This window comes from Rhodococcus sp. Ni2 (genome assembly GCF_021352185.1).
In the GTDB taxonomy this organism is placed as follows: domain Bacteria; phylum Actinomycetota; class Actinomycetes; order Mycobacteriales; family Mycobacteriaceae; genus Rhodococcus_F; species Rhodococcus_F qingshengii.
This window is the reverse complement of record NZ_WOXZ01000001.1, coordinates 1,907,928-1,929,291: the sequence shown is the minus strand read 5'-3', so window position 1 is coordinate 1,929,291 and position 21,364 is coordinate 1,907,928. Positions and strand designations below refer to the sequence as shown.

Genomic DNA, 21,364 nt, shown 5'->3' with positions numbered 1-21,364 from the left:
AGTTGTATTCTGCTTGAGCAGAATACAACTCGAGCGGTCGGTTCAGTGCCCTTCTTGATCGAAGAGTTCCTGACCTTCCAGTCGTTTGACCCGTCGGTGTTCCATCAAGATGGCCAGTGTTCCGACGATGAAGGACACCACGCACACGACGCCGGCAATGGCTGCCCAACCACGAAATCCGTAACCTGCTGCCACCAAGGTCAATCCGAGTGTTGCCAGACCCAGCCCGATCAGCAGGTATCCGGGATAGTTGCGACCGTCGCTGATTGCCTCCCCTACGTGCGATCGATTTGTGTGTTCGTCATCTACCGGTGAACTTTCGCTCGCGTTTGTCACGGCACACTCCATCCTGAGCTCATAAAGACTTGCGATTCTTCGCTCGTCGTCGGTCCACAGGGCAACTACCCGATCGGTGACTGGATGAAACGGTTGGAGTAGTGCCGAAAGGGGTAGAAGGTCGTACGCTCGAAGTATCGGAAGTGGATGAAAACCGGTGCGAGGAAGGCCTATGAACGCGAAGCCGACTCCCGACATATTCTCGGTAGGTACACCGACTCTCGGTGTCGAAGAGGAGTTCTTGCTCTGCGATCCGCAGACTGGGCATCCCACTCTGCGCAACTCCGAGGTTGCTGCCGCCGGGCGGGAACTCGGTATCTCGCTGCAACTCGAACTCACGCGCTGTCAGGTGGAGACGTCCACGTCAATCGGAAACCATATTCGTGATCTTCGTGATCAACTCTGTGAGTCGCGTGCCGTCACCGCCGACGCCGCTGCCCGTGTGGGTTGTCAACTCATCGCAGTCGGGACGCCGTTCTACGATCCGCCGGTAGACGAGATCACTCAAACGTCGCGATACCAGCGAATGGCCGGTCAATTCGGAGCGATCACCGAAGGTGTGATGTGTGGTTGCCACATTCATGTCGGTGTGGAAGATCGAGAACGATCGGTCCAGATCATCAACCATCTGCGCCCTTGGTTACCGACCTTGTTGGCATTGACGGCGAACTCTCCGATCAGCGCCGGTCGCGATACCGGTTATGCGAGTTGGCGTTACGTTCTGTTCGGCCGATGGCCCAGTTCGGGTCCGCCGCCCTACTTCGAGTCCGTGGCGCACTACGAAGATGCTGTTGGAGCGATGCTGGAGACAGGGGTCATTCTCGATCCACACATGGTCTATTGGGACGTGCGCATGTCGGATCACCTTCCCACCGTGGAGATTCGGATCAGCGACGTGCCCGCCACCGTGGAGGAGACGATGACTCTGGCCACACTGGTGCAGGCACTCGTCGGCACCGCATCCGCTGCGATCACCAAAGGTGAGGTTGCGCCTGCCGTCGATCAGGAGCTACTCCGCGCGGCTTGCTGGCGTGCAGCACGCGACGGACTCGACGGCAGGTCGCTGGACGTGGAATCCGTGCGCTTGCTGACTGCACACCAGGCGGTTCGGCGATTGGTGGATCATGTCGAACCTGCTCTGACCGCATTCGGAGAGTTCGAGCAGGTCACGGCTTCCTTGGACAAGGTCTTCAGCAACGGAAACGGGGCGATCGTGCAGCGCCGGCAACTCGCACGCCGGTCACGGGTGGCTGATGTGATCGACGAGTGCGCCCGACGCACTTTCGAAGGGTGCAGTTCACAAGGTGGCAGTGAGCTGTAGGGCACGGTTGGAATTGGCATTCCAAGACTTCCAATTTCCTATCGAGGTCACCGATCGGACAGCAGGAGGAGCAACATATGAATGGCGATCCACGACCCGAGCTTCCGTCGGACAAGGATCTCGACGATATGTGCAGGCAGTTGGCCGCAGTAGTAGAGGAACACGGTCTGTCGGTGGCGACGGCGGAATCGTTGACCGCCGGGAACATCGCCGCACATCTAGGAAAGGCGCCGGACGCCGGATCGTGGTTTTGTGGTGGGATCGTCGCGTACACCCGCGAGGTGAAACATTCCGTACTTCATGTTCCGGACGGGCCAGTGGTCTGCGAAGAGGCAGCCAGGGTCATGGCGCACAGCACCGCCACACTGATGGGTGCGTCGCTGGCGCTGGCCGTCACCGGTGAAGCCGGTCCTGATACCCAGGAGAACGTTCGACCCGGAACTGTGTGGTTCGGAGTCGTCGACCATGGGACCGCCGAAACGGAGAAGCAGGTTTTCTCGGGTGACCCCGAAGCTGTCCTCGGTGCAACTGTCGAGCACGCGATCCAACTACTTCTGCGTCACGCATCCGGTCGCCTTACACCGAGTTCGAGAGTTGTGAACTAGTCGAGTTTTCAACTCTTCGAACGGTTCTTCTTCTGACGACCGGTGTGTTTCGCAGGCGCCTGCGCGGTTGGAACCAGATGACCGTCGGCCGTGTATTTTTCGACTACGAGGTTCTTGCTGACTCCTCGGTTCGCATCCACTGCGCAAGTGATTGCTTCCTTGTCGGAATTGAAAGGTTCCTCGGTCGAAGAGCCGTCGGGCATCGTGATTTTGTACCGATCCATACATCGACTATTGCGGGTTGATCCGTCTCCGACAACCCGAGTTCACGGAAATATCGGTCTGGGAATCAGGCGGATCAGCGGGTCCAATACTCTTCGGGACGTTGACCCGGACGGAATCCGTAGTGCGCGAGCATCGCGGTCGCTTCCGGAAAATTGGCTGCCAGAGCTTCGGGCACATGTGCATCGCTGCCGAATGTCACCGCTTTACCTCCCTCTTCGCTCCACCATTGGGGTATCCAGGGCAACAGCCGACGGGTGTTCATCTCGAGGATCCGGTCGCTGTCGGCGATGGCGCGCATCGCATTTCGGAATCCCTCTTCGAATCGACGGGGATCGAAAGGTCCGGCACTTTCGATCGGCCATGCACGCACCGCATAGTCGATATGGGTGAACACCTCGAAGGTCCGAGAGCCAGCCACCATACGCGGGATCTCATCGAGGTATGCCCACATGACTTCGTCGGCGCTCCACTCTCGAAACAGTGTGTTCGGTTCACTCCGATCGTCGCCGACTTCGAGCGTGTGCAAGGAACCCAATACCCGGTCGATGACACCGAGATCAAGGAGGTGCGACGCCTGCGCTTCGTGCAGGTGCGGTTGTCCGAACTCGACGCCGGTGAGTATCCGCAATTCAGGAAAACGGTGTCGGCATCGTTCGATGCTGTCGAGATAGCCGTCGACGTCGAGGATCGGTGCGCGGACGTAGCCGTCGGTGCTCAGCAGGTGATGCTGATGGGGCATCAGATCTGCGGCGGTTGTGCGCCACCGAGCATCGAAGTCGAGATGCTCGGTGAACACCAACGCCGGCAATCCGATTGCTTCGGCACGCGCGCAAGTCTGTTGCATTCGTCCGGATGCGTGCGACAGCGGTCCGCCGGTGTCCCACGACCACTCGCTGTGAACATGACTGTCCGCGGGTAGTTGCATGTTCAGTTCGTACCAGAGCCGGGAGTTTCGGGGGGCGGTTAAAGCTCGGACTGTCGCGCGAATTCGCTCTGTGCAGTGGTTCCCCAAATCTCGGAGGACTGAGTCTCGGGCTCGCTGTCCAGCTTTCGGACGTCGTGGATGAACTCCACACCGTGCAGTTCGTCGGACGGAACCGACAGAAGCTTGCACGTGGTGCTGACGAAGAATCGCTGGACATCTTCCAACTCGAGACGCCCACCGGGCCGGTACCAGTGCGCGACCCCGGTACACATCTCGAGTATCGCGAGTCGGCTCAATGCCAGATCTTCGATGTCGAAGGCGCCCACGCGTTGTCCGCGTTCGAGGATCTGTCCGAAAAGTTGCTCGTACTCGTCGCGCAGCGTCTGCAACTCGATGCGGTTGTCTCCGGTCAACCCGCGCATCTCGTACTCGGCGACGCGGGCAGTCAGTTGGTTGACGGCGGTAATGCCTACGTGTGACGACACCAGGCCGGCGAGCTGGACTACGGGATCGGCGCTTCGGCGCATTGCCCGCTCGCCCGACTGCGTCAGCTCGTCGAGGCAGGACCGAATGATCGAGGCCAACAGTGACTCTTTGCTGCCGACGTAGTGGTAGAGCGTTGCCGAGTTGATGCCGGCTTCGGCTCCGAGCTCACGAATGCCGGTGGCGGCGAATCCTTTCGTCGCGAACAGCGTGACTGCCGCCCGTTGAACGCGCCCCAGGTCCATGATCCTCATTTCGGTTGGTTGCCCAATCATGCTAGCATCGCCGCCGAAATCGACCGTCCGTCAATCAGTCGATTGATAGCTGTTTATGTACTGGCAAATTGCATCTCAATTAATCAATCGATCGATTGAAAAAAGCTTGACTGTGCCCTGGGTCACTGCATAGTCTCCTTGTCGAGCCTCCCTCTCGGTGCGAGAGCTAACAGGGCACTCCATACAAGGAGCAATGACATGAACGACGCGAATCCCCCATCTCCCGCAACTGTCGACAGGCCTGCCCTGCGGCGTGTGGCCGGATCGGTTCTGGTCGGCACCACGATCGAGTGGTACGACTTTCAGATCTACGGCGCCTCCGCCGCGTTGGTCTTTGCGCCGCTGTTCTTTTCGGGCGCAGACCCCGCGCTGGCGACGATTCTTTCCTTCGCCACCTTCGCGGTCGGCTTCCTGGCGCGGCCACTCGGCGGTGTTGTGATGGGCCACTTCGGCGACCGCATCGGACGCAAGAAGGTCTTGGTGCTCGCACTTCTCTTGATGGGAGCAGCGACGTTCCTGGTCGGCGTCCTTCCGACCTCCGCCCAGATCGGTGTGTGGGCCCCGATTCTTCTCGTATTGCTGAGACTGATTCAGGGCTTCGGCGTCGGGGGTGAGTGGGGCGGTGCAGTTCTGACTGCTGTGGAATACGCACCCAAGAACCGCCGCGGCTTCTACGGCAGTATGCCGCAGGTCGGTGTGCCTGCTGGCCTTCTGCTGGCGACGGCCGTCATGTTCGGCACCAAGGCGCTCACGGGGGACCAATTCCTGGTGTGGGGGTGGAGAATTCCCTTCCTGCTGAGTATCGCGTTGGTCGCCGTTGGGCTTTACATCCGCACCGCGTTGGAAGAGACTCCCGCATTCGCTCGCGTGAAGCAGCAGAACACCGCGGTCAAGATTCCGATGGTCGACGCGTTCAAGAACTACCCTCGTCAAATCATTCTTGCCGCAGGTTCGATGATCAGCACGGGCGCTTACTTCTACATCCTCAACACCTACAGCCTGACCTATGCCGATCAGTTCGATCTGCTGTCCGGAAACCTCATGCTCGGAGCGGTCATGGTGTCCGCGCTCGTTGCAGTCATTTTCATTCCGATCTTCGGTCAACTGTCCGAAAAATTCGGCCGACGCCGGATCCTGATGGTCGGCATCACCGGCATGGGAGTGTGGGTCTTCGTTGCATTCGCCGCGATAGATACCGGCAACTTCTGGATCACCACCGGCGCATTGGCAGTCGGCGCATTCATGCTCAGCATCTCATATGGGCCGCAGGCGACGTTCATCGCGGAACTGTTCGACGCACGGGTGCGGTACAGCGCAGCGTCCATCGCTTTTCAGATCGGGGTGCTCTTGGGTGGTGCAATCGCGCCGATGGTTGCCGCCATGTTGGTTCGCGCAACCGGTGGATCGCTTGCGGTCGCTGTGTATATCGCTGCCCTGTCTGTTATTTCGCTGATCAGCGTCTACTTCGTCCGTGACACCGACCTCGACGAAGGAAGTCGCGACATGTACATCGATGACAACGGGGCGTATCTGCCGCCGGTCGATCAACGCTCCACGGTTGTCAACTAATAGAGGAAACTTCAATGATCACAAAGAGTTTCGAAGAGATCTCTGTCGGAGACATTGCGGTGACGGACCCGCGGGTCGTCACCGAAGACTATGTGCGAAGTTTCGCCGACCTCACCTGGGACCGCCATCCCCTTCACCTCGACCCCGACTACGCGCAGCAGACGCGCTTCGGTCGCCAGATCGCCCACGGTGCCCTCATGTTGTCCACCTTGCTCGGTCTGGTGGAGTTGGACCCCCGTTACCTGCAGTGCTTCTACGGGCTCGATCAGGTCAGATTCCACCGGCCGACCTACCTCGGCGACTCGGTGCATGCGGTGTCGGAAGTGCTGTCGGTGCGCCCTCGCTCGGACGGTGAGACCGCGATCGTGACGTCGAAAGGCTCACTCGTCAACCAAGACGGAGACCTTGTCTTCTCCGGCGAATTCTCATTCCTGGTAGGCGAGACCCATTCCCTCGAAATCGAAGTGGGTGCTCGGTGAGTTCTCGGCGGCATATGTCATGGTGGCAGGACCTCGAAGCAGAACACTTCGAATGGGCTGTGCCAGAGCAATTCAACATTGCGCACGCATGTGTCGATGAACAGAATCCCGATGATCTGGCCCTCGTCGTAGACACCGGTGGGCACTGGGCGCGGTACACATTCGGTGAAGTCGCCACGATGAGCCGAAAGTTCGCGACCGTGCTCGCAGATCTCGGCCTCGTCTCAGGCGACCGCGTCGGTGTGATGGTCCCACAGGGAATCGAGGTTCTGGCGACACATCTGGGCGCCTTCCGATCCGGAATAGTTACCGTTCCGCTCTCGGTCAAGTTCGGGTCCGACGCATTGGTGCATCGAATGCGTGACTCCGGTGCGAAAGTTCTTGTGGTCGAGAAGGACTGCTATGAAAGAGTTGCCGACGGAATCGGTGACATCCCTGGCCTCGAAGCCGTAATCGTGGTCGGAAGGCTCGATCAGCTCTCCGATTCGACGCCCGTGCAAATCCTCGATTTCCACAGCCTCGTCGACGATGCCGCAGAATGTAGTGAACTGGTAGCCACGGGCCCCGATTCACATGCCATCATCATCTACACCTCAGGGACGACCGGGAATCCGAAAGGCGCGCTCCACGGGCACCGAATTCTCCTGGCGCACATGCCCGGTATGCGGACGGCGTTCGACAATGCTCCGCAGCTGGGAGACGTCTTCTGGACGCCGGCAGACTGGGCCTGGATCGGTGGTTTGTTCGACGTACTGTTCCCCGCACTTGCGTTGGGGTGCCCCGTAGTTGCGACGCCCGACAAATTCACGCCTTCGCGTGCGGTCGAGATTCTGAGCCGTCACAAGGTGACGGGCGCCTTCATTCCGCCCACTGCCCTCAAGCAGATGCGAAGCATCGGCGTCGACAAGACTGCTGCGCGTGGTATTCAGCTGCGGGCATTGGGAACCGGTGGTGAGGCACTCGGTGACGCCCTGCAAGCCTGGGTTGTGAGCACGCTCGGTGTAGATGTCAACGAGTTCTACGGGCAGACGGAAATGAATCTTACCATCGGGACTTCGCGTTCGAAATGGAACCCCGCCAGCGGTTCGATGGGTCGGGCCTTTCCGGGCTTCGAAATCGCCCTACTCGATCCGCTCGGCGAGCCGGTCGAGGTGGGTCAGGTAGGTGAAATCTGTGTGAAGGCAGGAAATCCCGGACAATTCCTCGGCTATTGGAACCAACCGTCGAAGACCGATGAAAAGGTGTACGACGGCTGGATTCACACCGGTGATCTGGGGCGGACCGATGACGCCGGGAACTTCTGGTACCAGGGACGCGCCGATGACGTCATTTCGTCCGCGGGATACCGCATCGGCCCCGGAGAGATCGAGGAGTGCCTGCTCTCGCACGACGAGGTAGCCATGGCAGGTGTCATCGGTGTTCCGGATCCGTTGCGAGGGGAAGCTGTTCATGCCTTCGTCGTTCTGTCCGAGGGATCGAACTCCTCGGAGGAGCTCCGTCAGGAGTTGCAGACCCACGTGAAAAGCCGCCTTGCTTTCTACCAATACCCCAGGGAGATCACCTTCATCGACAGCTTGCCGCTCACCACTACTGGCAAGATCCTCCGACGTGAACTCCGAGCGTTGGCCACCTCCGCGAACGATCGCGTGTAGCCGGCGTCCTTACTCGGTCCTGGGTGGGACCCGGTTGTGGGTGGGGCCCGGTTGTGGTTGGGGCCGTTCTGGGTGGGGCAATGCGAACTGAGCTTTGCCCCCAGCTCACCCCCGAACGTATTGGGCGAGAAGGGCTTCCCACGCTTCGGACATTTGAGTGTATTCGCCGGCGCAGCCCTCAGCCCGGTCGCTGTTCAGCGCGCCATCGTCGACGAGGTACTGAAAGGTCGTCTCGTCGGAGCCGTAGACGTAGCAGAGGAAATTCACGGATCGTTGCGCATCGAGCGAGTGTGCGTCGGCAAAGGCCGAGTCGTCGAGGGCCTCGATCCGGCTTCCCGCCAACGCGTATGAATCGGCCGTGGTCAGCAGATAGTCTTTCGATTCGTCGTCGCTGGTGAGAATGTACGCAGCCATCTGATCGGCGACGTCTTCTTCTCGGCCTGTCGTTTTGAGTTCGAGTTCGCCGATGAGTGCGTGCCCTACTTCGTGATACAACGTCGCAACCATGCTCTGATACACCGCTGTGTCAAGGGAGTCCCCTGAATCTCCGGCACCGGAAAAACTCGAGCGTTCCTGGGCGGACAGTTCGTAGCAGACCTCGATGGAGTGCTGATCTGGGACATAGTATGCGTTCGACTCACCGCAGTCCTTGGCGATGACCTTCACGTCCCGGGGGATGTGAACGTAACTGTTCATGGTGTCCGCAAAATCGTCGAGGACTCGATGATCCCGTAAGAAAGTCTCCTCAGCCGCATTCTCTGCGTTGCCGGCTGTCTCGTACGTGACGACAAAACTTCCGTTCGTCTCCGCGGCGGGGCTTGACGCGTTTGCATCAGCTGTCGAGGGTTCTCCCGAACTGCACGCGGTGATCAGCAGGGCTGACGCAACCCCGAGGAGTGTCACGTGCAAGGTCCGTGAACGCGGGAGATCTTTTCGACGTCGAAGAGTGATCATTGCATTCCCCTCCTTGAAGCAAAATTGCGGTAATCGATTGCGGTGGTTCATCATTGAGGAAGAAGATGGTCAGGATCGCGCTAGTGCTCGAAAAACGTCGATTGTCTGCTGTTCGTCCTGCTCTGCGCCGTGGTCGCTGAGTTTGACGATGACTGTTTGGGTCACCGGATCGATGTAGATGTACTGACCGTAGACGCCGATGGCTGAGAAATCCTGTCCGCTTCCTCCGCTGGGATGCCACCATTGCGCGGAGTATCCCCACTCGTCGACGAGATTCGGTGCAGGCGTGCTGATCCGGGTAATCCATTCCGCTGGTACAACGCTCGTGCCGTCGACCATTCCGCCGTCCATGACCAACTTGCCGATTTTTGCGAAGTCGCGCGCAGTGGCATTGATGCAGCAGAACGCCTTTTCTTCCCCACCCGCCCGATCGAGGTTCCATGTCGCCGCATCTTGGGCACCGATAGGGGCCCAGAGATCGTCACGGAGGATGTCGGAAAGCGGTCGGCCTTCTTTGCGTGCAAGCACCGCGCCGAGTAGTTGAGTATCGACACTGCGATATTCGCCCTTCGAGCCGGGCTGGAAGACCAATTCACGGTGGTCTCCGAGGAATTGGTCGAGATCCGTAGTGAGCAGCATCCGGGCGGTTCCGGTCAGTGGAAAGTACGGATTGTAGTTCTCTGATACATCGACCCCTGAGGTCATGTCGAGAAGGTTGTGGACGGTGATGTCGTCATAGTTTGTGCCCGTGCGTAGTTCGGGAAGGATGTCGACCAATCGATCGGTCTCGCTCAAGATCCCCCGGTCGATCGCGTGCCCGACCAGGAGTGAGACGATTGATTTTGCAACGGACCAGGAAGATTGACGAGTAGTAGCCTCGAATCCCTCGCGGTACCACTCGTGTACCAACTCGCCGTGACGCATGACCAGGAACGAATTCGTGGACGTTCGAGTGATGAATTCTTCGATCGGTATATTTTTCCCCGCCCACGGAACCGTGGTCGGGAGTGGTTTCGTGGCGACGCTGAGGGGTCGAGGGTTGGGTGAGGCGTCAATCTCGTGGCTTGCGAACAACTCGCCCTGGGTGGACGGCTGGCGGGTCGCGAGTTTGACAAGCGATACCGGAGATGGAATCCGCAGCGCTGCAGTAGCTCCTACGGCTCCTACCACCAGAACCGCGCCGACGACGGCTATTGCCGTGGCGGCGCGGACCGCGGACCTTCGTCGATTGCGAACTGTCACTGTTCGGATTCCTGTCCGTCGGACCTGGCGTTGCCTCGCTGCTCTACCGCGGCACGTAGCGCTGCGAGTAGTGCGTCGAAGATGGCGTCGAACTCGACCAGAGCGAGCCTGGCGGCATTGGCCGCGATCGAGGGATATTCATCAGGGTTCACGACCATGTAGTGCTTGATCAACGCTGTTTCCTCGACTGAGCGCGTTTCTTCGGGCAGAAGTGCGTACCCCGCTCGGGCGCCTGCGAATGCAAGAATTGTGTCGGCCAGCATTCGTTGGTAGAGAACAACTTCTGATTCCCCGAGCCCGAGTTCTTCGAGTGCACTGAGCATCATTTCCATGGTCGCGAGGCCGCCGGGGCCCCACGTGAAGTGCAGCGAAATCGCCGTGCCGACGTACGGGTGAGCGACGAACTCTTCGACAACAGATTTGGCCAAGGATTCGAGTCGGTCTGATGGGGAGAGCCCTTCGGGTACTTTCGCGACTGCCGTTTCGAAGAGTTTGTCGCCGACTGCACGCAGGAGTGCATCCTTGTCGTCGAAGTGGCGCCACACCGCTGAACGGTCGACTCCGAGTTCGACACCGAGTGCCTTGCCGGTGAGTCCGTCGGACTCACCGCGCGCTGCGATTCGTACGGCAGCGTCCACGATCGTCTCGCGATCCAGTCGCACCGTTGCTCGCTTGGTTCGCCCCGTCGTCACGGCGTCTCCAGTCATCGTCGTTGTCATCAATGATGACACCGACGATAGCACGGCCCTGCCTGGCCTTTCTCGTATCCAGCCACGAGACAATCGGCCCGGGCTGTCCGAAGCGGCATCAGCAATCTGATTTATCGCGTCAATCGTCAACGCTGGTTGTCGGTCTGGACGTAGTGGCTTGCGTCGGTGTCCTGCACGATCCTGGCATGCAGGCGCTCGGCCGACGCAGACTCGTAAAAGGCTGTGGAGACGCACGCGAAAATGGTTGCCGTGAAATATGTTCGGACGCTCATCGCGACATCCCCCTCGGGGGTCCGGGTCGGGCTATATGTTCGGCAGGACCACCACGAAGAACCAACCGCTCAGGGCAAGACCGATGACGCCGGTGCAGAGGCCGACTATTGCATCCCATGGCAGCTGGCGGGCATTCGAGAGTAGATGCCCACCAGACTTCTTCGGGTGACGTCGGAGCGCGAAGATTCCCGTTGTAATCGCGCCGACTCCCAGCAGGATGCCGAAGCCGAAAGCCCAGAACAGGAGTACCGACAGCGCGCCGAGCATCTCCGACCGCTCACTCCAGCGTGCGATGCGCTGTGTTTCGGTGGGCGGAGGCCACTTGTGTGAAGGCGACAGAGATGCTCCGAAACGACGGGTGTGGTGACGAATTGACTGGTCGCTGAGAAACATTGTCCACCACGCCTGGAGTTGAGTCGATGTGCCGCTGGTATGTACTCGTCTACCCCGTCTTCGTGGATATATGCCGCTGATTTCGAGGCTAGGTGCTTGCCGCTTCTTCCCAGGAGTTTCCGTTCCACACGATGGAGATGGGGTATTCGTTGTTGACCCCGTTTTCCCAGTAGTCGATGACGCCGTGGCGCTCCGATTCGAGTTCGATCCAGCCGATGCTGAATCCCCCTCGAAGTACGCGTTGAGCCCGGCGGTCGATCTTGTCCAGTGAACTGCAGAGTCCTCGCACGCGGGAGTCGATCCAGCCCGCAGAGGCATCAAGAACGGTGATCTCGACGATGCTCGCGTCGCTCAGCGGAATCTCGATGAGAAGCTCGCCGGAATCTCGTACCTCTCGGATCGATCGATTCTCGTAGGCGTGCAACAGCTCTCGCGGTTCGAACACCGAAGGGTCGCCGTCGGACCGTCGAGACCAACCGAAACGCTGCACGGACACATTGTCTCCCACGAATTGCAGGAATGTCATTCGATGTGAATGAGGCCGTCCAGGGCGTCCAGTACCCGGTCCAGCCCGAACTCCCAGGCCGCCTCGGGGCTGTACGGGGAGTTCTTGGCCTCGCCGGCCGCCCCTCCGACTCGCTGCGCCAGCGGGAAGTCGTCGCCGAGATAAGCAGCCAGACGCTGGTTCCAGGACGACCACACCTCGGCCATGTCGGCTGCTCGGGGGTCAGGGCGCCGCGCTTGCGCCGAGGATCGGGCGAAGTCGGCGACAAATGTCAGGGCGGAGTCCCGGTCGATGTCGCTCAGTCCCGTGCCATCGAAGGCGTGAAGTTCGTGGTCGTACTTCGCGATAGTTCCCGGACCCAACGCGGAGCGCTGATCGGAGATGTCCAGGAGCCACCAATGCTCCGTATAGAGGGCAAGTTCTTCCTCGGCGACCCGACGCACACGTTGGCGCCAGGTCATGTTCCCGTACGGCAGGAGTGGGCTGTGTCCGTGTACGGCGTCGACCATGAGCACCAGCAGATCGTCGCGGGATCCGACGTGGGTGTACACCGCCATGCCCGAGATTCCGAGTTCGGCGGCCAATCGGCGGACCGTCACGGCGTCGAGGCCGTCGGTATTCGCGACGGAGATCGCGACGTCGACCGCCTGTGAGGTGGTGACCTTCGCTCGTGGGCCGCGGGTGCCACCCTTCGGCGCGAGGGGGTGATCGCGCCAGAGCAGGTCGATCAGTTCGCGTGCCATCAGTCGTCTCCAGAAATCGGGAATACCTCAACGGTGGTATACCTTATACGGTGCATACTGTATGCACTGCATAAGGTTTATCGATCCTGGGAGGCCCACGATGAAAATCACCAGCACTGCTCTGTCCTTGAACGTCGCCGACACCGACGCATCGGCAGACTTCGCGAAAACCCATTTCGGTTTCACCGAGGCCATGGCCGATGACGGCTTCGTTTCCCTGAATCATCCGGATGCCGGGGTCAACGTGGTCTTCCTGCGCACCGGGCTCGGGACGTTCAAGCCCGACTTCGTCGCAGGTCCGGCCGGTCAAGGCTTGCTCATTGCATTCGTGGTCGACGATGTCGACGCCGAGTTCGCCCGCATCGCTGCTGAAGGTGCCTCCGTCGTCACCGAACCGGAGACGGAACCGTGGGGTGAGCGTTACTGCCAGTTCGTCGACCCCAACGGAATCGTGTGGCAACTCGTTCAGTGGGTGTGAAGAACCCGAGCGCTCGGCTCCGCGGCGCGCGGCACAGAACGTAACCAGAGGGCGCGTTCGACGGACTGGGCTTGGAAGCGCTGCGGTGAGATCCCGTGCGCAGTGCGAAACGCTCGGCTGAATGCGGGCAGGTGCGCGTAACCCAGGTTCCTCGACACCGTGCCGGGTGCAACCCCGAGTTGGAGTTGGGTGCGTGCCTGGGTCATCCGTGAAAGCGATCGCCACTGCGGATACGTGGTGCCGGTTTCGATACGGAACTCCCGGCGCAGCCTGGCCGCGTCAGTACCGAACTCTTGCGCCCACTCGCCCAGAGTGCGAGGGTCGGCCGGCCGGGCGGCGATCGTCGCTGCCAGTCGTGTGGCAATCGAATCGGCGGGCGAGGTGTTCGAAACCGGTTGTGCAAGAGGGCCGGTGGCGATGATGTCGAATGCTGCGGAACTGTCGTGGCCGTGCGGGCGCAAGGGCGTGTATGCGGCGACGAAAGTGTGCAGCAATGCCAACTCGTCAGCGGGGGAGAACTGCACGGTCTCGAGGGCGTCGGCAGATACGGTCGACCCGTTCGAGGAACGGAAGCCGAGCGGCAGAAGCAGTGAACCAGTCGGAACCGTGACGGTATTGAGGACGCCTGCAGGAAGAATCATGGCCTTTCCGGTGCGCAGTTCCCAACTGCGGTCCGCGACGTCCACCCGGGCTTGGCCTCGGTAGACCCACACGGCGACGTGGGCGCCGTTGACGCGCGGCCACGTCGCATTGGCCGGTATCGGCGGCGTTGTTTCCCCGGGCTGCCTGGGCTCTGCGAGCATGCGGACCAATGCTTGATCGTTGTCGGTGTCCACGCTGCGATCGGTTGGACCGGAGAGGGCCCGGCGGCGATAGTCGCTCGGGCTCTCTCCTATCTGGGACCGGAACGCACGCGTGAATCCGCTGCCCGTTTCGAAGCCGACTTCGTTTGCAATCCAACCGATCTCGCGGTCCTGCTTCAGGTACTCCAACGACGCGGCGATCCGAGCTCGAAGCCGCCAGCGCGTGAAGGTGAGGCCGGTTTCTTCCACGAAGTATCGCTGGAGCGTTCGAATGCTGATCCCGGCACGCTTCGCGAATTGTGCCTCGGTGTCGTCGGTGCCAGGTGTTCGCAACAGGGCGTGCGCGATCTCGAACGCTTCCCGTGATTGCGGCAATTGCGGCAGCGAGGTGGCCCCGTCGTCGGCCCGGGTAATCATTTCGAACAAGGACGACGGGTGTGCAGCGTCGCCGCGCAGATAGCCCAGGTTGTGAACGAACTCGTGGATCAGTCTGTCTTCCCATCCGGGCGGAACGCGCAGACGCGTCACGGTAGCCGGCCCGGCGCTGACGCCGTTCGAGGGCGGAAGCAGGATGGGAAACGCGACGGAATCCGAGTCCGTCTCCATCGAATATCGCACGCCCGCCGGGATCCACAACAACTCGCCTGCCGGCACCTCGTAGACGGTCGATCCGGTCCTGACGCGTCCACTGCCTGCGAGAACCCAGAACAACAGGGGTGAGCGGCCGATGCTTGGCTCGGTGCGGCAGGCGTGGATCGGCCCCAAGTCGATTGCGTCCGACCTTCCCGATAGTGGTAACACGTTGGCGCTCCTGGACAACCCTTGCGACTTAAGTATGGCTAACTTTACCTCTGCCGACTGCGTTCGCAGCGGCGCACTCTCGTATCTTCAGAAAGCCACATACTCATGCGCAGATCTCTACGCCCGACGGCGGCAGTACTCGCCGCGGTCGTCGCCCTCGCTCTTGCCGGCTGCTCGAATTCGTCAGGTAGTGACACCGGAACCGAGGGCACCCAGGAAACCTCCGGGGCCACCGAGGGCTGGCCGCGCACCGTCGATCACGGCGGCCGCAGTACCGAGATCACTGCAAAGCCGACTCGGATCGTGTCCACCTCGCCGTCGTTGACCGGCACGCTGCTTGCGATCGGAGCGCCGGTGGTCGCGAGTGCGGCGACAACGCCGTCGGGAATGACCGATGACCAGGGGTTTTTCTCCCAGTGGTCGGGCGTGGCGGCTGATCGTGGCGTCGCGGTGCTCTACCGAAATCTCGAGCTGGACCTCGACGCGATCGAGACCTTCGAGCCCGATCTGATCATCGGCTCCGCTAACGGCGGCGACTCGACACTCGATGCCTACTCACAGCTGAGCGACATCGCACCCACTGTTCTTCTCGACTACGGCGCCAGCTCCTGGGAGGAGCTCGCTGATCAGCTCGGGACTGTCACCGGACTCGAGAGCGAGGCCGCCAAAACCGTCGACGAATACGACAGCTGGGTCACCACCCAAGCCGCGAAGATCAAACTTCCCGAGCAGCCGGTGACGGCACTGGTCTACATGGGTGCCGACGGTGTCTGGACGTTCCGAGCCGACAGCCCGCAGGGCAATCTGCTGGGCTCGCTCGGCTTCACCTATGCCGAGCCCGCCGAGCAGTTTGTCGCTCCGGACAAGCGGGGTGCCTCCGGCGTCGCGATCGTCAGCTCCGAAAACATGTCTGCCGCACTAGACGGGGCGCAGACGCTGTTTGCCGTCTCGATGGGGCCCAAGGACGTGGAGAAGCAACTCGCGGCCGACCCGCTCCTTGCGAATCAACCTGCGGTCAAGGGTGATCGGGTATACGCGATGGGAACGGCAGCCTTCCGTCTCGACTACTTCAGTGCAAAGCAGACGGTCGAGTCGCTGGTGTCCACGTTCGGTGGATGACCGCGTGGGTGTTTCTGTGCAGTCCCGGACCGAAGCGCCACTGCGGTCCGGGACGGCAGCGCGTGCGGGGTTGTTGGTCCTCGTCTCCATCGTTGTAATCGTGCTGGCATCCGTCGGCGGACTCGTCATCGGCTCACGCAACATCCCCGTCTCCACTGTCCTCGATGCAGTTCTTTCCTACGACGCCGGTAACAACGAGCACCTGATTGTGATCGAATCACGTTTGCCTCGAACAATTCTCGGGCTTGTGGTCGGGGCCGCGCTCGGACTGGCCGGCGCGCTGATGCAGTCGATCACCCGCAACCCTCTAGCCGATCCGGGACTACTCGGTGTGAACGCCGGAGCATCAGCAGCAGTCGTCATTGCGATTGCCTATCTGGGGGTGACTTCGGTCGGCGGCTATCTGTGGTTCGCGCTTGCCGGCGCGGCCGTTGCCTCGGTAGGTGTGTACATGTTGGGGTCGGCGCATCGCAGCGCCGCGACCCCAGCGCGCATGGCGCTTGCCGGTGCCGCTGTTGCGACGGCGATCACGGCTCTCACCAGCATGGTTCTCATAAGCAACGAGGCCGCATTCAATCAGTTCCGATTTTGGGCAGTGGGTTCGTTGCAAGGCCGCGGCGGAGACGTGATCGTCACTGTTCTGCCCTTCGTCATCGTCGGTATCGTGTTGTCGTTGTTGCTGATTCGTCCACTCAACGCAATCGCGCTCGGCGAGGATGTCGCCAAAGGGCTCGGTGCCAGCACCGGACCCGCACGGGTCGGATCCGCTGTCGCAGTCATCCTGCTGGCAGGGGCCGCAACTGCGGCGGCTGGACCGCTCGGATTCGTGGGCCTGGCTGCGCCGCACATCGTGCGCGGCGTCGTCGGGCCGGATCTGCGATTTCTTCTGCCGTGCGTGCTCGTTGTCGCCCCGGCATTTCTGCTCTTGGTCGACGTTCTCGGTCGCGTTGCCACAGCGCCGGGAGATCTGCAGACGGGGATCGCCGTGGCGGTGCTCGGTGGCCCCTTGTTTGTTGCGCTTGTTCGCTCGCGGCGGGTGGCGTCGCTGTGAATGCGATTGCAGCGCAGCCGGTTCCACCGCTGTTCCGCGGTTGGGTGGTTCGAATCGGGTCGTACTCGTGGCGGATAGTTCCGCGAGTGCTGTTCGTAGCCGTGGCAATCAGTGCGGCATTGGCGGCGCTCTCGTTTGCCACGCTGATGTATGGAACCCTGGATCTGTCCTTGGGTGAAGTATTGCGTGCCCTGCACGGCGAAGGCGCCCCAGCGGCGGTTCGGTCCGTCCAGAATCGCAGGCTGCCGCGGCTGATCACGGCGATCGGCGTGGGCGGAAGCCTCGGTGTGGCCGGCGCGGTTTTCCAGACGCTTTCGCGCAATGTTCTCGGCTCGCCGGACATCATCGGTTTCACCACCGGCGCTGCGACTGCAGCCGTGGTTCAGATCGTCTTCTTCGGAGGCGGGGTACTGCAGACCGCGGGCGCCGCTGTTCTCGGCGGCATGCTGACGGCGCTTCTGGTGTACGCGCTGGCACGCAAAGACGGCGTCAGCGGCGGTCTTCGACTTGTCCTGGTCGGTATCGGCGTGGGCGCGATGCTGAGCGCCGTGATGTCGTTCCTGGTGGTGCGTGCGGATATCGACGACGCCACCGTTGTGCAGCAGTGGACGGCCGGCTCGCTGACCGGGCGCGGTTGGCCACACGCGGTCAGTGTTGCGATCGCCGTCGGTGTTCTCGTTCCTGCTCTCGTCGTGGTGTCCCGGCGCGTCACCATGATGGAGATGGGCGACGACGCTGCGTCCTCGCTCGGGATCTCCGTGGAGCGATACCGATTTGCCGGCATTCTGCTTGCGGTCGCGCTCACCGGCGCGGCGACCGCGGCCACCGGCCCCATCGCATTTGTGGCGCTCGCCGCTCCCCAGATCGCACGACGGTTGGCACGGCGCAGCGGTTTTCTTGTCGCGACTTCCTTCCTGCTCGGCGCAGTTCTGCTGGCGGGCGCCGACTTGATCGCGCAAGCGGTCGAGGTCGGTCTCCGCACTCCGGTCGGTCTCGTCACCAGTCTGCTCGGTGGTGCCTATCTGATCTGGCTGCTCGCTCGTCAGGCCTGAAAAAACTCGCTACGAAAGAGATTCATGACTACTGCCACCCCAACATCGCGGCTGCGTGCCGAGAAGATCGAACTACGGTACGCCGATCGAACCATCGTGGACGAGTTGAGTCTCGAGATCCCCGATGGAGGGTTCACCGTCGTCGTCGGACCGAACGGGTGTGGCAAGTCGACTTTGTTGCGTGCGCTCGGCAGAATGCTCGCACCTCGATCGGGTCGTGTTGTGCTCGACGGTAACGATATTCGGTCCTATCGAACCAAAGAAGTCGCCCGGCGAATCGCCCTGTTGCCACAGTCCCCGCTCTCTCCTGGAGCGATCAGTGTCGCAGACCTCGTATCCCGCGGCCGATATCCGTATCAGAGCATGCTGCGCCAGTGGTCACCCGAAGACGAGCATGTTGTCTCCGAGGCCCTGAATGAAGTCGGAATGCGATATGCAGCAGACCAATTGGTGGACGAGCTGAGTGGGGGACAACGTCAGCGGGTATGGATCGCCATGACGCTTGCGCAGCGCACCCCGGTGTTGTTGCTCGACGAACCGACCACCTTTCTCGACATCGCACACCAGATCGAGGTTCTCGACCTCTGTTCCCAACTCCACCAGTCCGGTCGAACATTGGTCGCGGTCCTGCACGACCTGAACCTCGCGGCCAGATATGCCACGCACGTAGTTGCCATGCGGTCCGGAAAAATTGTCATGCAGGGCAGTGCCTCGGACGTCTTCACCCCTGAGTTACTGCGCGAAGTCTTCGACCTCGAGGCGCTGGTTCTCGAAGACCCGGAAACCGGACGGCCACTTGTTGTTCCGCGTGATCGAAGACCTGTCAGTCAGCTACCCGTCCACAACTGAACCACCGATCAGGAGATATCAATGACTACCGCATCTCGACCTGAAGAAACTGAAACGTCTGCGTCGGCAAAGGCGCCACGCGGAGAAGACCACGACCGCGGTCTCAACGACGTGGTTGCCGTCGTCGAACGCGTCGAACGGCCGACCGAGAGCATCTTGCGCATCGCCGTCCAGTTGACTTCGTCGGCGGACGACCCGAATTGGTTGCGGCCCAACGTCGCATTTCGCATCCAGCTCGGTCCGCAGTACGGCGACGTCTCTCGCGTCTACACGGTGCGCACCTGCAACGCGCCGAGCAGTTCGATGACCTTCGACGTAGTGCTGCACGGCCACACCAGCCCGATGATGAGGTGGGCCGCCGACCTGCGTGTGGGTGACACGTTCTCACTCACCGGTCCTCGCCCGCACTTCCTCGTTCCCGAGATCGCCGGGCGCCGCGTCGCACTGTTCGCCGACGATACCGCGATACCTGCCCTCTATTCGATTCTGCTTCAGTGGCCCGAGGGACTGACCGGCGTCGGCTGGGTCGCCACCGGTGACGCCGAGGCTTTCGCGGAACTACCCGTGATCCCCGGCCTCGAGCTGCACCATGTCGAAGACGGCCTCGCCGGGTACGCCGTCGAACTCGATAACCCAGGAGACTACGCGGTGTGGGGTGCCGGGGAACGGGACGAGATGCGAGCCATTCGAGCGCATTTCCGCAAGACAGTCGGCCTGGCGAAGGACGATGTAGTTGTCTTCGGGTACTGGAAGCGAGGGGTCAGCACTACCGAGATAGATCAGAACCGACTTCGGAACTACACGAGCATCCTCGAAAACGGCGGCACGCTCGCAGACATCGACGATCTGGCAATCGGTATCTGATGCGACTGTTGGATTCGTCAGCCCACCGCGTGTTCTTCCGGCGCCAGGGAATTGCCCGGTGCGATGTTCGAGCAGTTGTTCGGCAACTGATTTCCGTTGAAACGGTCGTTGAGCCAGGTGATGGCGCCGGGGAGCCACAGCGCGCCACCCGGAACGTGACTGATGGTGTCGTACTGGTCGTACTGGATGGACAAACCTGCGTCGCAATAGCGAGTGGCGAGTGAGCGGACGTCCCCGGCAACCATGACTCCGTCGCCAGGGCCGACGCCCGGTCCACCTGGCTGGGTGCCCTCGAGGGCTCCGTTTGCGGCTTGAGCGATGAACATCGGGATGGTGGGTATCGGCGCGTTGCCCATGTTGATCTTGTTGGCCACGTCGACGTACTCGGGCACCGAGTTGGGGTTCGCATACTCTGGTTTGGCAAGGTCCTGCCAGGTCACCCCCGGGTACTGCAGGATGACGTTCCCGATCGAGGCATCCTCGATCCGAGGTAGGAGTTCGCGTCCGCGATCGCCGAGATACGGGTCGAAATCTATGTCGTAGGCACGGGCAAGTCCGACGACCGCCATCCCGACAACGCCTGCCCAACCGATGCTTCCGTTTGCGTACCGGAGGTTGTTTGCCGGGTTGACCAACAGACCACCCTGGGCGGCGCCGATCAGGTCCTCGTTGATGTCCGGGGCGTAGTCCGGCGCGAGGATGGACGCCCAGTTGGTGGCGATTGCTCCGCCCGAGTATCCCATCAGACCGATCTCGGCTGAGTCGGAAATACCTGTCTCGGATGTGTTGCGAGCGGCACGGAGGGAGTCGAGAGTCATCATTCCGTATTCGGGTCCTGCCGCGAAGTCCGCGTTCGGGCCCTCGGTGTCGGGAATGACGACGGTGTAGCCCAGCGCCAGTAGAGGACCGAACATGACGGCTTCGCCGGAAGCGAGAGTCCCGCCGAAGGCGACATTGCGCCCGCTGACGGTAAGGCTGCCGATCGGGGTGTCCCCCGCGATTGCTCGTGACGGTCCGTCTTCCGGGTTCAGCGAATCGTAGGCAGACTGGAACGAGACAACTTTGTCCGGCTGGGCATTGGGTGGTCGAAGAATCGATGTGACATTCGCAGACGGCCGGCCGAGAGCGTCGGTCGACCGGTACAACACCTGTACGGCTTGCAACGGGGTAGGAATGTTGACGACGTGATAGGGCAAGGTTCTCGTTTTGAGCACGGCCCCAGGCTGATACGACGACAGCGGTGCCGAACCGTCGTACTGATAGAAGGAATCCGCCGACGGTTGCGCGGCGACAGTAGGTGCTGTGATGCCTGTGAGTGCAATGGCTGTCAGCGCCACCGCTCCCTGAAAGAGAATCTTTGATGCCACGATCGACCCTTCGGTTTCGTATGTCTCTCGGTACTTGACGGGCTGGTGTGATGACGACCACACGTTATCTTACTTTTGAGTAATAAACGAGAGGCTTGCGCCGGTTGTTTGAATCATGCATGGACGCAATGTGATTGAGATCTTTGAAGTGGCCTTGCTAATTCTGCTCAGGATGCCATGTGTACGATACGACTAGTAGCTGTCGCGACGAGCTGCTGCCTTGGGCTGTTCCGGGTTGTCCGATTCCGGGAAATGTTCTGTGCTGCACGGTATTGAAGGACGAAGGAGTG

General features: G+C 61.1%; 23 protein-coding genes. 11 read left to right on the top strand and 12 right to left on the bottom strand.

What is annotated here, in order from left to right:
* Positions 1-42: 42 nt before the first annotated feature.
* Positions 43-348, bottom strand: a complete 306-nt coding sequence (locus GN300_RS09465) for a hypothetical protein (RefSeq protein WP_054800586.1) — start codon at positions 346-348, stop codon at positions 43-45.
* A gap of 160 nt (positions 349-508) precedes the next feature.
* Here GN300_RS09465 and GN300_RS09460 point away from each other — a divergent pair, with 160 nt between their 5' ends.
* Positions 509-1,657: a glutamate--cysteine ligase gene (locus GN300_RS09460; protein ID WP_063315457.1), complete on the top strand. Its 1,149-nt coding sequence runs from the start codon at positions 509-511 to the stop codon at positions 1,655-1,657.
* Positions 1,658-1,734: 77 nt separating this feature from the next.
* Positions 1,735-2,262, top strand: a complete 528-nt coding sequence (locus GN300_RS09455; RefSeq protein WP_063315458.1) for a CinA family protein — start codon at positions 1,735-1,737, stop codon at positions 2,260-2,262.
* A 298-nt stretch (positions 2,263-2,560) separates the two neighbouring features.
* Here the strand turns inward: GN300_RS09455 and GN300_RS09450 are convergent, their stop codons facing one another.
* Both GN300_RS09450 and GN300_RS09445 read right to left on the bottom strand, forming a co-directional pair.
* Positions 2,561-3,412: a PHP domain-containing protein gene (locus tag GN300_RS09450; RefSeq protein ID WP_063315460.1), complete on the bottom strand. Its 852-nt coding sequence runs from the start codon at positions 3,410-3,412 to the stop codon at positions 2,561-2,563.
* A 38-nt stretch (positions 3,413-3,450) separates the two neighbouring features.
* On the bottom strand, positions 3,451-4,149 hold the full coding sequence (locus tag GN300_RS09445) for a TetR/AcrR family transcriptional regulator (protein ID WP_225320187.1): 699 nt from the start codon (positions 4,147-4,149) through the stop codon (positions 3,451-3,453).
* A gap of 219 nt (positions 4,150-4,368) precedes the next feature.
* Here GN300_RS09445 and GN300_RS09440 point away from each other — a divergent pair, with 219 nt between their 5' ends.
* The 3 genes from GN300_RS09440 to GN300_RS09430 are packed head-to-tail and all read left to right on the top strand — an operon-like array spanning position 4,369 to position 7,870.
* On the top strand, positions 4,369-5,739 hold the full coding sequence (locus tag GN300_RS09440) for an MFS transporter (protein WP_007735697.1): 1,371 nt from the start codon (positions 4,369-4,371) through the stop codon (positions 5,737-5,739).
* A gap of 14 nt (positions 5,740-5,753) precedes the next feature.
* Entirely contained in the window at positions 5,754-6,218 is a 465-nt protein-coding gene (locus GN300_RS09435; protein ID WP_063315461.1) for a MaoC/PaaZ C-terminal domain-containing protein, read from the top strand.
* Entirely contained in the window at positions 6,215-7,870 is a 1,656-nt protein-coding gene (locus GN300_RS09430) for an AMP-binding protein (RefSeq protein WP_233405608.1), read from the top strand. Before GN300_RS09435 ends, GN300_RS09430 begins: the two co-directional genes overlap by 4 nt.
* Positions 7,871-7,975: 105 nt before the next feature.
* Here the strand turns inward: GN300_RS09430 and GN300_RS09425 are convergent, their stop codons facing one another.
* From GN300_RS09425 to GN300_RS09395, 7 genes are all read right to left on the bottom strand, one after another.
* Positions 7,976-8,824: a DUF4344 domain-containing metallopeptidase gene (locus GN300_RS09425; protein ID WP_082845710.1), complete on the bottom strand. Its 849-nt coding sequence runs from the start codon at positions 8,822-8,824 to the stop codon at positions 7,976-7,978.
* Positions 8,825-8,893: 69 nt separating this feature from the next.
* Complete coding sequence (locus GN300_RS09420) at positions 8,894-10,066, bottom strand: serine hydrolase (RefSeq protein WP_082845711.1); 1,173 nt, start codon at positions 10,064-10,066, stop codon at positions 8,894-8,896.
* Entirely contained in the window at positions 10,063-10,773 is a 711-nt protein-coding gene (locus GN300_RS09415; RefSeq protein WP_197487713.1) for a TetR/AcrR family transcriptional regulator, read from the bottom strand. The genes GN300_RS09420 and GN300_RS09415 overlap by 4 nt, the downstream gene beginning before the upstream one ends.
* 128 nt (positions 10,774-10,901) lie before the next feature.
* A complete protein-coding gene (locus tag GN300_RS09410; RefSeq protein WP_156511705.1) occupies positions 10,902-11,048 on the bottom strand; it encodes a hypothetical protein in 147 nt (48 codons plus the stop codon).
* Positions 11,049-11,079: 31 nt separating this feature from the next.
* Positions 11,080-11,442: a hypothetical protein gene (locus GN300_RS09405; protein ID WP_233405607.1), complete on the bottom strand. Its 363-nt coding sequence runs from the start codon at positions 11,440-11,442 to the stop codon at positions 11,080-11,082.
* An 88-nt stretch (positions 11,443-11,530) separates the two neighbouring features.
* A complete protein-coding gene (locus GN300_RS09400; RefSeq protein ID WP_063315465.1) occupies positions 11,531-11,968 on the bottom strand; it encodes a hypothetical protein in 438 nt (145 codons plus the stop codon).
* A complete protein-coding gene (locus GN300_RS09395) occupies positions 11,965-12,690 on the bottom strand; it encodes a TetR/AcrR family transcriptional regulator (RefSeq protein ID WP_007735703.1) in 726 nt (241 codons plus the stop codon). The genes GN300_RS09400 and GN300_RS09395 overlap by 4 nt, the downstream gene beginning before the upstream one ends.
* A 100-nt stretch (positions 12,691-12,790) precedes the next feature.
* Here GN300_RS09395 and GN300_RS09390 point away from each other — a divergent pair, with 100 nt between their 5' ends.
* Positions 12,791-13,168, top strand: coding sequence for a glyoxalase/bleomycin resistance/extradiol dioxygenase family protein (locus GN300_RS09390; RefSeq protein WP_003943112.1), 378 nt, complete (start codon positions 12,791-12,793; stop codon positions 13,166-13,168).
* Here the strand turns inward: GN300_RS09390 and GN300_RS09385 are convergent.
* The gene (locus GN300_RS09385; protein WP_063315466.1) at positions 13,156-14,772 is read right to left on the bottom strand and encodes an AraC family transcriptional regulator; all 1,617 of its coding nucleotides are present in this window, start codon (positions 14,770-14,772) and stop codon (positions 13,156-13,158) included. The genes GN300_RS09390 and GN300_RS09385 overlap by 13 nt on opposite strands.
* 105 nt (positions 14,773-14,877) lie before the next feature.
* Here GN300_RS09385 and fepB point away from each other — a divergent pair, with 105 nt between their 5' ends.
* The 5 genes from fepB to GN300_RS09360 are packed head-to-tail and all read left to right on the top strand — an operon-like array spanning position 14,878 to position 19,707.
* Positions 14,878-15,891 (top strand): Fe2+-enterobactin ABC transporter substrate-binding protein, encoded by a 1,014-nt coding sequence (fepB, locus tag GN300_RS09380; protein ID WP_063315467.1) that lies wholly within the window; start codon positions 14,878-14,880, stop codon positions 15,889-15,891.
* 4 nt (positions 15,892-15,895) lie between these two features.
* The gene (locus GN300_RS09375; protein WP_233405606.1) at positions 15,896-16,942 is read left to right on the top strand and encodes an iron ABC transporter permease; all 1,047 of its coding nucleotides are present in this window, start codon (positions 15,896-15,898) and stop codon (positions 16,940-16,942) included.
* The gene (locus GN300_RS09370) at positions 16,939-17,994 is read left to right on the top strand and encodes an iron chelate uptake ABC transporter family permease subunit (RefSeq protein WP_082845712.1); all 1,056 of its coding nucleotides are present in this window, start codon (positions 16,939-16,941) and stop codon (positions 17,992-17,994) included. Before GN300_RS09375 ends, GN300_RS09370 begins: the two co-directional genes overlap by 4 nt.
* Before the next feature lie 24 nt (positions 17,995-18,018).
* The gene (locus tag GN300_RS09365; protein ID WP_007735712.1) at positions 18,019-18,843 is read left to right on the top strand and encodes an ABC transporter ATP-binding protein; all 825 of its coding nucleotides are present in this window, start codon (positions 18,019-18,021) and stop codon (positions 18,841-18,843) included.
* A gap of 21 nt (positions 18,844-18,864) precedes the next feature.
* On the top strand, positions 18,865-19,707 hold the full coding sequence (locus tag GN300_RS09360) for a siderophore-interacting protein (RefSeq protein ID WP_058038429.1): 843 nt from the start codon (positions 18,865-18,867) through the stop codon (positions 19,705-19,707).
* Between the two features lie 17 nt (positions 19,708-19,724).
* Here the strand turns inward: GN300_RS09360 and GN300_RS09355 are convergent, their stop codons facing one another.
* Positions 19,725-21,074, bottom strand: a complete 1,350-nt coding sequence (locus GN300_RS09355) for a lipase family protein (RefSeq protein WP_058038488.1) — start codon at positions 21,072-21,074, stop codon at positions 19,725-19,727.
* Positions 21,075-21,364: the final 290 nt, after the last annotated feature.

Excerpts from the sequence above, each read along its gene's own strand:
- GN300_RS09465 (WP_054800586.1), bottom strand. The coding sequence starts at position 348 with ATGGAGTGTGCCGTGACAAACGCGAGCGAAAGTTCACCGGTAGATGAC.
- GN300_RS09460 (WP_063315457.1), top strand. The coding sequence starts at position 509 with ATGAACGCGAAGCCGACTCCCGACATATTCTCGGTAGGTACACCGACT.
- GN300_RS09455 (WP_063315458.1), top strand. The coding sequence starts at position 1,735 with ATGAATGGCGATCCACGACCCGAGCTTCCGTCGGACAAGGATCTCGAC.
- GN300_RS09450 (WP_063315460.1), bottom strand. The coding sequence starts at position 3,412 with ATGCAACTACCCGCGGACAGTCATGTTCACAGCGAGTGGTCGTGGGAC.
- GN300_RS09445 (WP_225320187.1), bottom strand. The coding sequence starts at position 4,149 with ATGAGGATCATGGACCTGGGGCGCGTTCAACGGGCGGCAGTCACGCTG.
- GN300_RS09440 (WP_007735697.1), top strand. The coding sequence starts at position 4,369 with ATGAACGACGCGAATCCCCCATCTCCCGCAACTGTCGACAGGCCTGCC.
- GN300_RS09435 (WP_063315461.1), top strand. The coding sequence starts at position 5,754 with ATGATCACAAAGAGTTTCGAAGAGATCTCTGTCGGAGACATTGCGGTG.
- GN300_RS09425 (WP_082845710.1), bottom strand. The coding sequence starts at position 8,824 with ATGATCACTCTTCGACGTCGAAAAGATCTCCCGCGTTCACGGACCTTG.
- GN300_RS09415 (WP_197487713.1), bottom strand. The coding sequence starts at position 10,773 with ATGACTGGAGACGCCGTGACGACGGGGCGAACCAAGCGAGCAACGGTG.
- GN300_RS09410 (WP_156511705.1), bottom strand. The coding sequence starts at position 11,048 with ATGAGCGTCCGAACATATTTCACGGCAACCATTTTCGCGTGCGTCTCC.
- GN300_RS09405 (WP_233405607.1), bottom strand. The coding sequence starts at position 11,442 with ATGTTTCTCAGCGACCAGTCAATTCGTCACCACACCCGTCGTTTCGGA.
- GN300_RS09400 (WP_063315465.1), bottom strand. The coding sequence starts at position 11,968 with ATGACATTCCTGCAATTCGTGGGAGACAATGTGTCCGTGCAGCGTTTC.
- GN300_RS09395 (WP_007735703.1), bottom strand. The coding sequence starts at position 12,690 with ATGGCACGCGAACTGATCGACCTGCTCTGGCGCGATCACCCCCTCGCG.
- GN300_RS09390 (WP_003943112.1), top strand. The coding sequence starts at position 12,791 with ATGAAAATCACCAGCACTGCTCTGTCCTTGAACGTCGCCGACACCGAC.
- fepB (WP_063315467.1), top strand. The coding sequence starts at position 14,878 with ATGCGCAGATCTCTACGCCCGACGGCGGCAGTACTCGCCGCGGTCGTC.
- GN300_RS09365 (WP_007735712.1), top strand. The coding sequence starts at position 18,019 with ATGACTACTGCCACCCCAACATCGCGGCTGCGTGCCGAGAAGATCGAA.
- GN300_RS09360 (WP_058038429.1), top strand. The coding sequence starts at position 18,865 with ATGACTACCGCATCTCGACCTGAAGAAACTGAAACGTCTGCGTCGGCA.